The 12,554-nt window shown below is 36.8% G+C and carries 7 protein-coding genes; 2 read left to right on the forward strand and 5 right to left on the reverse strand.

All coding sequences use genetic code 11. The features are described from left to right. Positions 1-86 precede the first annotated feature (86 nt). Entirely contained in the window at positions 87-542 is a 456-nt protein-coding gene (locus AC2A07_RS02725; protein WP_484049098.1) for a hypothetical protein, read from the forward strand. A 36-nt stretch (positions 543-578) separates the two neighbouring features. Here the strand turns inward: AC2A07_RS02725 and AC2A07_RS02730 are convergent, their stop codons facing one another. The 5 genes from AC2A07_RS02730 to AC2A07_RS02750 form a co-directional block, all read right to left on the reverse strand. Beyond that, positions 579-1,034 (reverse strand): hypothetical protein, encoded by a 456-nt coding sequence (locus AC2A07_RS02730; RefSeq protein WP_484049099.1) that lies wholly within the window; start codon positions 1,032-1,034, stop codon positions 579-581. A 4-nt stretch (positions 1,035-1,038) separates the two neighbouring features. Further along, positions 1,039-4,608 carry a DUF6443 domain-containing protein gene (locus AC2A07_RS02735; protein ID WP_484049100.1) on the reverse strand — a complete coding sequence of 1,190 codons (3,570 nt, stop codon included), beginning with the start codon at positions 4,606-4,608 and terminating at the stop codon, positions 1,039-1,041. 10 nt (positions 4,609-4,618) lie between these two features. Further along, on the reverse strand, positions 4,619-7,963 hold the full coding sequence (locus AC2A07_RS02740; RefSeq protein ID WP_484049101.1) for a hypothetical protein: 3,345 nt from the start codon (positions 7,961-7,963) through the stop codon (positions 4,619-4,621). 7 nt (positions 7,964-7,970) lie between these two features. Further along, positions 7,971-9,605, reverse strand: coding sequence for a T9SS type A sorting domain-containing protein (locus AC2A07_RS02745; protein ID WP_484049102.1), 1,635 nt, complete (start codon positions 9,603-9,605; stop codon positions 7,971-7,973). 1,387 nt (positions 9,606-10,992) lie between these two features. Next, the gene (locus AC2A07_RS02750; RefSeq protein ID WP_484049103.1) at positions 10,993-11,643 is read right to left on the reverse strand and encodes a hypothetical protein; all 651 of its coding nucleotides are present in this window, start codon (positions 11,641-11,643) and stop codon (positions 10,993-10,995) included. A 151-nt stretch (positions 11,644-11,794) separates the two neighbouring features. Between AC2A07_RS02750 and AC2A07_RS02755 the strand changes: the two genes are divergently transcribed. Continuing rightward, positions 11,795-12,367, forward strand: coding sequence for a C40 family peptidase (locus AC2A07_RS02755; RefSeq protein WP_484049104.1), 573 nt, complete (start codon positions 11,795-11,797; stop codon positions 12,365-12,367). The last annotated feature ends 187 nt before the right edge of the window (positions 12,368-12,554 follow it).

Here is a 12,554-nt window from a genome sequence, read left to right on the forward strand (position 1 = left end):
GAGTAAAAAAACAAACGCTTTACGATCTGATAGATACCTACATTCGATATTGTAAAACCAGAAAAAAAATTGCTAATTTATAGACTATGAAAGATATTTTATTACTCTTAACCTTTTTTGTTAACTCATTTGCTTTCGCTCAAGAGTTTACGTCACCACCACCGCAAAAAATAGAAGTAAAAGCAGATAAAAAGATTCTCATTGATGAACTTATTAAAGCAACAAATTTTGAAAATTACGTTTACAATTATTGTAAAAGTATAATTTTACAATATGCACAACAAAATAAATGGGATGATAGTAAAACGAAACAAATATTAGAAAACAGTAATTTCAAGTATTTTAACCAAATGCTTTATTATACTTTCAAAGATGACTCTAAAGAAAATTTGAAAGAATTGATTAAATTATTTAAACAAATGAATCAAAAAAGAAAACCAGATGAATTTCTAATCCCTAACAATTTTCAAATACAAAAAGATTTAATTCAATTTACAATAGATGTAATGCAAGGGCAATATCTCCTTGATAAAAAACAATAAAATAAGCGACCTTCGGTCGCTTATTTTATATAATTTCTAAAAGTAGTTCTGAAAAAAATATCCAGGAGAAGGAACAGAGTCGATTTTGGATTTAATTTTCAAATTACCATTAATCCATTCCTTTAATTTAATATTATCATCTATTATATCACTTACAGGAATATTGGAGTAAATTCTATTGTTATAAACATCATTATTTAGGTATATTACTAAAAAATTATTGTTTATTCTTTTCTTGGCATCCATATAAGATAGATTTCCAATATCACAAACAGATTCATACTTTTTTCCGTTCAAATTAAAAGTATATATGTAATTAAAACCTGTTCCTCTTCCATATCCTTTAATCTCTTTTATTTTGCCAATTGTATAGAATCCTTTTTGCTTATAGGAGTTTTTAAAATTTTTAACAAAAAAATATTGATATGAAAATATTCCTATAAAAAAGACTGCAAAAAATACAATGTAAAATTTTCTTTTGAAAAAAATCATATTACTACTTTTGTTTTTTCTGAATTTCTGTTGCATTTGCGGCTGCCGCTCCATACATACCTGTTCCTATAAGAAAATTATTTACACCTACTACAGCTTTGCCCGCTCCTGTAGCTCCAACTTTTGTAGCTCCATTTAATTTTCCCAATCCCTTACTTCCTAAAGCAATTCCTATATTGGATGTTGCTTCTTGAGGTGACATACTGCCATTAAAAACAGTTCTAAATGCAGATTCACCATTAATTAGCTTCTTTGCCGAAAGCTCACTAACACCACCGAAAACTTCTCCAGAACCATATGCTCCAAAAGTATCTCCAACTACACTCATTATATTAACATCCCCTGTTCCTAAAAATTGAGTAGCCGCACTTAATGTTGCTTTACCTCCTAAGACTTCAGCAGAACCTCCAGAAACTAAAAAAGGTGAACCTTCCAATAGCATAGGAAAAGCTACAAAACCCGCCATAAATTTTCCAAAGTCATCTACAGGTTTCATATTTGTATAGCTATCTCTTGCTGTTCCGCTATCAACAACATTACCACCTACGGAAGCTGACCAATTTCCGCCTTCTCCTAAAGTTATCGTTTGAATTATACCTGTATCAACACCATTTTGAGATAAAGACGTTGTGTAAGAACTATTTTTATCTCCACGACCATTAGCATAAGAAACGAATCCTTCATCTGAAGCTTGTTGAGCAGATGTAATATCACTTCGATATTCCCAATTACTCTGACCTGTTCTTTTTACCCAATCTTGTTCTGATCTTCCATCTGGGTCAATAAATCTCAAAGGATTATTGATAGCATAGTTATAAGGTGTAAACCTTCTATTAATTTCCGCCAGCGGATCCATCACACCCCACCTCCCAATATCCGGCATATAAAACCTTGCGCCGTAATCATACATGCCCGTCTCAGTCTGTAATTCTTTATTGTTATACTTGTATTGATAGGCTGGGCTTCCACTTAGATAATTATATCCTTCATGCTTCAATCCAAAAGGATAATAATTATTTTCATCAACAGGATTTGCATTTCCTGATTCATCTTTCTGATAACTCAGCCTTACATTGCCTAAGTGATCAGTGTAGCTGTAAATATAACTATTATTTTTGAAATCATAATATCCTTCCGGAGTGGGAAGAAAATCCAAGGTCATCACTCCCTGGTTTCCGGAATACTGAAAACTGTCGAGATAGTCTGTACTGTTGTATCGCTCTGCTTTACCCTTATTAAAAAAATAAGTGTATTTCTTTCTCAGCTTTGTGCCGTCTGCACGGTATAAGTAATCTAACCTTACATTCCGAATTTCATTTTCTCCATCTTTATTTCTGACGATGTATTCTATGTCAAATTTATAGTAATCCGGAAGATTCAGGATGTTGTAGTTTATTTTTAAGATCCCCTTATCTTTCTGATCTTCCATGTTTCCATTCAGATCATACGAAATGGGATTTCCCGAAGCTTCGGGATATCCTGAATACTGACCTGAAATATCCGTAACGCTGTTTAATCTGTTTCCGGTGTAACTGTAATTAAGGTCATCAATCCTCATAGCCGTCGCGCTTCCCTGTAATACCCCTTCTGATCTTTTCAGGTTGGTAATATTCCCGTTGAGATCATATGCTGTTTTTTCAAAATATTCTTTAGCTGAAGGATTGACATCTTTCTGGTAAAAACCTGCCAGGAGTCTGTTGAGTCTGTCGTAAACATATCCATACCTTCTGAGGTTGTCACCTGCTGCGGTATTGGTTTTCCAGTCTACTTCAGCGATGTTTCCGTTAAATCTGGGTTTGACTTTCAGATCCATAAAATCAGTATTGGGATTTTCTTCTCCTTCTACGTGGTTGTATTTGATTTTATAGCCAAACAGATCACTTCCCAAATTCACCGGATCATTGATCTTCGTCATCCATCCACGAATGTTATACTGATAATCCACGGTCTGAAGAGGGCTGGATGAACTTACCCCGCCTACTTTCTTTGTTTTCAACTGCGAAAGGGGATTGTATTCATTCTGAGCCAGATATTCTACAGGATTATTGTCTACCTGATGCGTATGCACCAACAATCTGTTCTGATGGTCATAGGTAAAGTTCTCGGTAATCACTCTTTCCGTATCGGTATTCAACCTCTTGTGACGGGTAACGACCTGTTTCGGGGTTCCCGAGAAATCGAGCTGTGATTCCGTTTTGGTATAGCCTCCCAGATGATTGATGGAGTGGCTCGCCAGCGCTCTTCCTCTTTCATCATACCAAGAATAATTCTTCGTCCAGTTGTTATCCTCAATGTTTTTCACAAAACTCATCACAGGCAGACTCTTAGTGCTGATATTATTTCCGGTACTGTTGTCAGTGATGACGGGAATCCCAAATACGGTCGCAGGGAAAGCAGGATTAAAACTGTAAGGAGCATAGGTATCATAATAACTGATACTCAGAAGCTGCAGGTATTTATTATCTGCGGGGTAGGCTCTTCCTGTATAGTAGACATCCATTCCTTCATGGCTGAATCCCACACTTTCACTCCGCAGCATGTTGTTGCCGCCATTGAGTTCTACCTCTGCCTGTTCTGCGGTTCTTGCTCCCCCGGTACTGATTCCTGTAAATGCGACCCGTCCAAACTGATCATATTTGGTAAACAGCCACTGTCCTTTCGCTTCAAGGTTGGCATCCCTGGTGGCCACCAGCCTGTCCTGTTTATCATAGACCATGTATTCCCATCCTTTCCCGGGAATCTTCTTTTCGACCGGACGGTTCCTGGTGTCATATTTATATCGGTAGCAGAGATTGTTCAGGGTGGTTTCATCCACTGCATTTGCGGCTACTGCCAGAGGCGGGATGACATAGGCCAGCTGGTTGTAGTCATTGTAGACGTAATAAGTGTCAGCACTGGCTGTCCCATCCAGCATTTTCCTCAGGAGGATTGTCTGACCCCGACCGTTTATAAATTCAACCGTTTTGTTTCCGTCTTCATCGGTTACCGTATTTTTATAAAGCTGGTTGGCTCCGTAACCGGTTGCCGACAGCGTGATCTGTGATTGAAACGTTGAATAATTAAAGGTTGCGGTATATTTTTTTACTTCTCCTTCTGTGTTGGCATCGTATTCAAATTTAACAGGCTTACCAGTCCAATCATTTCCCACCTGAATCTGCTGCTGAATACGGTCTAAGGGGGAGTTTTCCAGAATTTTCTCCGCATAGAATTTCTCAGATCCGTAGATCTCAGGCTGCGTGGCATTGGCAAGGGGATTGGGAACGATGGCACCGTTCATTGTTCCGCTCTGCGGTACGGGAAGAAAGTCTTTTACCTGTCTTCCGAATCCGTCGTATTCGATGTGGGTCACCACATCTTTCTGGGTAGGAGAGGCTTTGATATTGACGACCTGTTTGGGTCTTCCCAAACCGTCGATATACTGAACAGTTTCCACACTTTTTGGATTGGGAAGGGAGGGGTCAGAGAGATAGGTCTTGGAATAAACGTAATTTTCGTTCGTGCTCAGATTTGTGCTCTGTGCATGGGACAGCCCCACTACAAACAGGGCACTGATCGGGATGATTATTTTTTTCATAAGATGTGTTTTAATGTTTGTAATTGTATTTGAATTCTTTCAGGATCTTGCCTGTTGCATTGTTCTCCCTTATTTCTTTGAGCCTGTTGGCAGTATAGTAGAGATAGACTTCCCTGATTCCCGAAGGAGGCGTGATCCCTGTTACCCCGATCAGAGGATCATAGGTATAGGTCGTGATCTGATAAGCTGCCAGGTCAGGGTTTTTTCTGAACGCATCCAGGGCATTGATCAGTGCCGGTTCATTAGCCGGGTCTAAGGCATCTGCATCGGAAGCTGCGATAATGGCTGAAGCCAGGCTGTTCACCTGAGCGAAGGTGGCTCCTGTGATCTTCGCAATGGGCTGGGTTGTATTATATCCCCAGATGATAGAGGTCGTGATGCCGTCTTTGGTGGTATACTGCAGGAGATTGCCTTTACTGTCATACTGGTCGTAGGTGAGTTCGGTAGAACTGTTGTTCTGAAGGTCATAAGACAGAAGTGAACTCGGGAACAGGTGCGCAGGGTTATCAAATTTGGTTTCCGATTTAGCAACAACTTTTCCGGGATCATTAGTATTCTGTTTTTGAACGACAGAAGTTTCCAGAGGAATACCTATCATATTGGCGTTGATCAGTCTTTGATTACCTTTCTCATGGGCATATTGGTAGCTCGTTTCAGTACTTGCTAAATCGGAAAATGTTGATATTTCTTTAGTAAGTTGTGAATGCAGAGGGTTATTGTAATAATAATTTGATGTTGTGGTCAGTTTTTTATATATACTATCGTCCGTCACATTATATGGGACATTTTCAAAATATTCTGAATCAACCTTTTTATTTAGAAGTACTGAATAAGATTTTCTGGGATAATACATTAAAAAAAGATTAGTAATCATATTTGTGGAATTTGTTCCTGGTGCGAATCCAAATATTGCATATATATCTTTACCAATCAGATTAAAAACTGTTTTTGAATGCATAAAGTCGTAATTGAAATTGGTTTTCTTTTTTAAATAAAGCTGTCCGCTGTTACTACTGGAAAAAATCCTGCTTTCTAATAACTTTCCATTAAAATCATCAAAAGAAAGGTTTCTGCTGAAACTATTGGTTAAAGTTCCTACCAGTGAAGATAAATCAGAACCATAATAATCATTATTTTCAACGATTGTACTTAAAATTACACTTTCGTCAAAATTGCCCTGTGAAAATATCTTTTCTTCTCCTCCTTTTTCAAAATTATCTCCTCCGGAGCTCACTGTTACCACCGGATAAGAAGGCGATAACCTGCTTTCACCATCAAAATAATCATTGACACTCTCCGAAGACAATACAAGCTGTTGATTTGCTGTAGGAGCTAAATTAGGAAATGGATTCTGACTTGCACATCCTGTAATATCATAAACTGAACTCAAATATATTGCGGGATTATATGAATCTTCCGGCAATATGTTAACATTGTTGATATTATCCAATGAAGTATAATATACCCTTTTAATATTTGTCATATTGTTGCCGTCAAAATCATACATTCTTTTTAATCTTAATCCTGCTTCATGTATTTTTTCATACCCTGCTTTATGCATTGCTGAATAATCGGCATTGTATTGCAGATTGGGTCTCAGAAGGGTCATCACAAGTTTATACTGCTTACTGGGGTCAGTCGGAAAGTCAAATACAACTTCTCTGGAAGATGGCCCTTCGTCATCAGGTGTAGCTTTTGATAGGATCAGATCTTTATTGATAAGAACTTCATTCGTTCCGGCATCCAATATTTTGAAATTAGCCCTTCCCATATTATTGGGAATTGCAGATGAAATCTCCTGATAAATAGAAAGTTTCATTTTTAAGATATTATCAAATACATCAACTCCGTTTATCATTGAGTTATGTACAGTGACAATAGGCATATCACTGGTAGTTACAGTTCCCGATTTACCTGTATAAGCCATTGATTTTCTTGGGAATGCCTCATATTCAAAAAAAGTTTTCCCTTTAGTGGGATAAGTAATAGATTTTAAAGTTCCTTTTACTGCATTACTGAAAACAGATCTTCTGTCTGCAAGATTAAGTCCCTGTAAATGATAAACCGGTGTCTGTGACAATAAATTCAAATCCGGTATGAAAGTGGTATTGAATTTTCCGTTATAATAACCAAATACATCTACACTATAACTGTTTCTAACAGGAATAGAAAGAGGGTCATCATATTCAAATAAATGTTCACTATCAAATATTTTAGCTCCATTCTTATGAGTATATCTTTTGATTCCGCTAAGGAAAAATCTTTCCATGTGGTTTCCTGAATACTTATCCAGATATTCAAAATCAATGGTCTGATGTTTTTCTTCTTTAGTGAAAATCTCTATTGAAGTTAGCTTCTCATATATTGTATTATTTGTATTCTGATAATTCAGTTTAATACTGGTTTCATTACCAACAATTCGAGATAAAATTTTAGCATTATTGATTCTTAAAATATTATTCCTGTTATCATATGATGCTTGCCCTAATTGTCTGTTTGGAATGCAACCTCCATTTATTATAGTAGTATTAATAATTTGCTGTTCTATTTTTGAAGTATTAAAAGCTTTCCCTCCAACGTTTGTATATTCAAAATTAATTTCCTGTCCTGCGATGTTCTTAATTTTCGTTAAATAAAAACTGGTGATTCCTGAATGCTGAATAGATTCCCTGTTCCATGTCGTTTCAGTAGCATTTATTCCACCAAAGTAGTATTTAATCCCATCATTGGAGGTTAACAGAAGTTCATGAGAAGTTTTAAAATCACCCACTGTTTCTATTTTAAACTGGTGGGTATCTGTAAGCAAAACAGGGTTAAAATCTTTGTTTAGGTAAAAACTTCCCGTAAGACCATTGACAGAAATATTAAAAATATCAATTTCATTGTCTAATGATTCATTTTTGATATAAGAATTGAGCAAAGCTGCATTGGAAGAACCATTCTGGCTGTTAGGTAAGTGTATAAACTCTGATATATTGTTAAAAATCAATCTGTTGGAGGTAGACTGCTTCTCATCAGGCAAATCAAATATTGTTCTTGTAATGACTCCTCCCATATCAAGGATCCAGCTTACACCAACATTAGAGGAGATATCATTTACTTTAACGCCTAATTTAGAATATCTTAGCTCAATATTGTTAAATAGATCCTTATTTTTGATTCCAGTCACAGGAATACTGATCTGAGTCATTCCTTTATATTCATTTAAAGGCTGGTTGCCGTATTGAACAATATTAAATGCTTGAGGTGAGGGAGGGACTATATTCGTTAATTTGTCCAATTGATTTTGTGACTGGCTGTTGTAGATATTACTAACTACGATAGATAAAAATAGTACTGTTTTATTTATTTTCATTTGTGTTTTATTTTTTAATCAATTTAGCATTCGCCGTTTTATTCGTATCTGTTTTCACTGTCACCAGATACGCTCCCTGAATCAGGTTCTGCGTATTGATCTTGGTGACTTTATTCTTGGTCTTTAAACTCTGCAGCTGTCGTCCGCCCATATCATAAATCGTGATGTCCGCTTCTTTGAAACCCTGACCTGATGTCGAAGGGTCAAAACCGATTTCTACATATGCATAATCCGAAACCGGATTCGGGTAGATCTTGATATCCTGCTTTTCAATCAGCTGATCCAATTGCTTATCGCCCAGTTTCACGATCTTCCAGTTTTCTCTGCCCAGTTCCTCAGCACTGGTTCCTGCCAGGATGATCGATCCGTCCCTGTTGAGTTTGATATCCGATAACCGTTCTTCCTTCTTCCTGGATTCTCCTTTGACGTGCTTTCTCCATTGTTCATTTCCGTTCTGGTCGAGGTAGAGCATCCAGAAAGTTTCATCATCTGCTTCAATTCTTCCTTCTGCCTGCGTGTAGCCGCCAATTAAAAATCCTTTTGCGTTTTTATCGTCTGCACTTTTTATAACGCTGAGTCCCATCAGGATATCCCGGTTCTTAAAACTGTAAGACTTCTGCCAGTTTTCTTCTCCTGTTTCTCTGAGCGAGAGGAGCCATACGTCTGTTCCCTCTTCAATTCCCACGGTTTTATTTCCTGATCTCTCAGATCTTGATTCGCCTCCGATGATGTATCCTGTAGAGGTCATGGCTAAAGTTCTCAGGTGGTCATCTCCTTTCCCTCCGTAATTCTTCTCCCACTCAACTTTTCCTTCCTTTGATATTTTAACGATCCAGTAATCTCCTTCACCTTCATTCTCTGTTTTTTTGGAATAGGTATTCAGTTTTGTCTGGGAATTCTTAGGCGATGCATCTCTAACTTCCTTTCCTTTGGAAGAGTTGGGGGAGGATGCACTCCTTGAATATATGCCCAACAGAACACCGCCGTCAGCGGTCGGGATCATTTTTTCCACTTCATCATTTCCTCTCCCGCCGAGGATCAGCTGGGAAACTTCTTTTCCGTTCTTATCGAGCCTGATGATCATAACATCTTTAGAACCGAAACCATCGGGTGAGTTCTGTACATTGCCCGCAACAACAAATCCTAAGTCAGTGGTCTGGATGACCGCTCTGGCTTCATCGTCCTGGGCTGTGCCCAATGTTTTCTGCCAAATTTCATTTCCCTCTGGATTTGTTCTTATCAACCATAAATCTGAGCCTCCTTTGGAATCCTCCTTTTTATCCAGCCCTTTTCCGGAGTACGAAGTTCCTATTATGGCAAATCCGCCCTCCTGTGTAGCAACGGTTGCAGCCAGGAAATCATGGTTCTTTCCTGAGAAATATTTTTCAAATACGGTATCCCCGTTTTGGTTGAGTTTGATGATCTTAAAGTCGTATCCATTGTTCTGAGATCCTTTAGCCTGTTGAAGGTTGGAGCTTTGAATGGCACTTCCGCTGATGAGATACTGCTGGTCAATGGTTGTAGTGACCTGGGAAAGGAAGTCTTGAGTTGATGATCTGATATCATGTTGCCAGATTAAATCCTGTCCGAATGACAGACCTGTGAAGCAAAGAAGGCAGGCACTCACATAGATTTTTTTCATACTTGAGTTTTTAATTATTATATTTTGGCGAATTTAACTTTTTTTTAACGAATATTAAAGTACTTGTGGGGATATTTCATCCAAACTTAATATTACGGCAAACATACAGAGGCGAGGCGACAGAACCTGACGTGTTTAAAAATCTTTTTTAATTATAGGAAAGTGCAGTATTGAGTTTTTCTTAACGCAAAGTTTATCATACAATCTGCTAATTTTTAAGGAGCAAAGAGTGGCGGCAAAGCCGCTGATGAAGCTCACTTTATAAGAATCAATTTTATTGATTCCATTTCTCTGCTTCTTTAATGATGCGTTATTTAAATAAAACTTTGCGTTTGAAAATAACAAATCAATTTAAATAGTAAACAGAATTAACTCTCAGCGCACAGTCTGTCATTCCGGAGGAATCTAAACCCAGTAAATTTTTGCTTATTTGTAAGGAAGTTGCAGAGTTAATTTTTTTAAACGCAAAGTTTTATCATGCAACCTGCTAATTTTTAAGGAGCAAAGAGTGGCGGCATAGCCGCTGATGAAGCTCGCTTTATAAAAATCAATTTCATTGATTTCCTCTCTCTGCTCCTTTAATAATGCGTCATTTAAATAAAACTTTGCGTTAGAAAAATAGCAGAATCAATTTATAGAATAAGATTTTTTACGCACCACTTATCATCGATTTCCAAAGAGTCTGAATTTCTTCATAAAATTTGCTATTGAGATTCCTCCCGAAATAAAAAATTAGATTAAATCAATGACAGGTAGGCGATTGAAATGATTCAATGAATACTTTTTTTATCATTCATAAAAAACTAAACTCTCAGCGCACAGTTTGTCTTTCCGGAGGAATCTAAACCCAAATATTCTAGCTTATCGTAAAATTGCAGAACTTAATTTTCTTAACGCAAAGTTTTATATGCAAGCTGCTAATTTTTAAGAAGCAAAGAAGGGCGGCCAAGCCGCTGATGAAGCTAGCTTTATAAGACTCAATTCATTGATTCCATTTTCTTTGCTCCTTTAATGATGCGGTACTTAAATAAACTTTGCGTTTGAAAATAGCGAATCAATTTAAATGGTGAAGTTTTTTAAGCACCGTTTATCACTTATTATTTACTGACCAATCTAACTTTATCAAAAATTTGCTATTGAGATTCCTCCCGAAATAAAAGATTAGATTAAATCAATGACAGGTAGGCGATTGAAATGATTCAATGAATACTTTTTTATCATTCATAAAAAACTCAATTCTCAGCACACAGTTTGTCATTCCAGAGGAATCTAAACCCAGAAAATATTTGCTGTTTACAAGAGAATCACAGAATTGATTTTCTTAACGCAAAGTTTTGTCCTTCACCTGCCAAATTAAAGGAGTCATGAAAGGAGAAATAGACCAATCCTACACAAACCCCATCCGAATGATTTTATCACCTTTTTTTAAAGCAACAAAATAAAATTTCATCTCATTTTCCTCAAAATGTTTTTGAAAGACATATTCATTAAGCGATTTTTCTACAGCGATTACTTCTCTGCGATGGTCAGATTGATATGCATCAAAATCAATTTTTAAAGTCTCAAGGACCACTTCACTGATCGCGGGATTTTTATCAATCACTAGACTGTGATCCCATAGTCCGGAAGTGATACTTACAGAATTTTGCAGGGGCTGAATAGTTCCAAATTGAAAATCCTTCAGCATCTGAGATCCGGATTCTGTTGCCAGACCATTTATTACGGTTCTTTTTCCTTTTTCTGAAATCAGATCCAGATCTTTTATTTCAGTCATCAGCTTAGCGAATCTCTGGTATAGTAGGGGATCCTCTGCTTCTTTTATGTAGATTTCCAGGCACTGTCGGATCAGTTTCCCAATCTTTGAGCAGTGTCCGAATTCTGAACTGTTCTGACGGACTTTTTCATAAGATGGACTTTTCTTAAAGGCATTTTTATTGAATCCGCTCTTTTTGCGGACGATATTCTTACCATTCAGATTATAAAAAACCAGATCACCTAAAGTGCCGTTCAGTTTTATTAAGCTTTCATATGTTGCCATTTCAGTATTTGAACTTCAAATATAAGAATAAATATCAAAATCTATCGTTTTAAAATATAATTCTGGTATAGTTGTAGTATAGTTATAATATAATTAATAATTTTGTTTATATTTGTAAGTGTAATGATACAGAACTAAAGATCAACAGATTATGGACTTCGGAATATTCAAATACAAATCAGCAGTAAAGATCCTTTCTGTTTTGGCAGTTTGCTCTTCTGTGGCAATTTCCTGTGGAAGCACAAAAAATGTTTCAAAATCGAAGAAATATACTTCAAAGGCTGTTTCAAAGTCAGAAAATCTACGAAAACTTGATTCTGCATTTGACGGTAAACTATCCGGAACGGTAAAGAGTATATTAAAGGATGCAGAAAATTATCTGGGTTCCCCCTATAAATTCGGCGGAAACACTTCATCCGGGTTTGACTGTTCAGGATTAACGACCAAAGTATTTGATGAAAACGGTTTTAAGTTACCCAGGAGGTCAGCTGATCAGGCAACTGCGGGGAAAAATATTGATGTAAAAGAAGTGAAGCCGGGTGATCTGCTTTTTTTCGCAACCGCTGGTGGAACTAAAGTTTCTCATGTAGGAATTGTTCACACCATAGAAAATGACGGTGAAGTCAAATTTATCCATGCGTCAACCTCAAAAGGGGTCATCATTTCCTCACTCAATGAGAAATATTGGAATAAAGCTTATCTCAGTGCACAAAGAATTTTATAATACGTGATATTTTAGGAAATCAGAAGAACTCATCATTATCAATTTGATAGAGTGTGAAAATTTTGTCACAGAGTAACCAAATTTATTATCCATACATCCATCAGAAATTGGATGATTTTGTTTTTCATAAGATAAAATAAACTTATCAGAAATAGAATGGCAGGCATTGCTTGATACAAAGTATTAA

This window comes from Chryseobacterium sp. HNCC26DJ238 (assembly GCF_057180465.1).

Bases quoted from the DNA above. Each gene is read 5' to 3' on its own strand.
- AC2A07_RS02740 (WP_484049101.1), bottom strand. From the start codon at position 7,963: ATGAAAATAAATAAAACAGTACTATTTTTATCTATCGTAGTTAGTAAT.
- AC2A07_RS02725 (WP_484049098.1), top strand. From the start codon at position 87: ATGAAAGATATTTTATTACTCTTAACCTTTTTTGTTAACTCATTTGCT.
- AC2A07_RS02745 (WP_484049102.1), bottom strand. From the start codon at position 9,605: ATGAAAAAAATCTATGTGAGTGCCTGCCTTCTTTGCTTCACAGGTCTG.
- AC2A07_RS02750 (WP_484049103.1), bottom strand. From the start codon at position 11,643: ATGGCAACATATGAAAGCTTAATAAAACTGAACGGCACTTTAGGTGAT.
- AC2A07_RS02755 (WP_484049104.1), top strand. From the start codon at position 11,795: ATGGACTTCGGAATATTCAAATACAAATCAGCAGTAAAGATCCTTTCT.
- AC2A07_RS02735 (WP_484049100.1), bottom strand. From the start codon at position 4,608: ATGAAAAAAATAATCATCCCGATCAGTGCCCTGTTTGTAGTGGGGCTG.
- AC2A07_RS02730 (WP_484049099.1), bottom strand. From the start codon at position 1,034: ATGATTTTTTTCAAAAGAAAATTTTACATTGTATTTTTTGCAGTCTTT.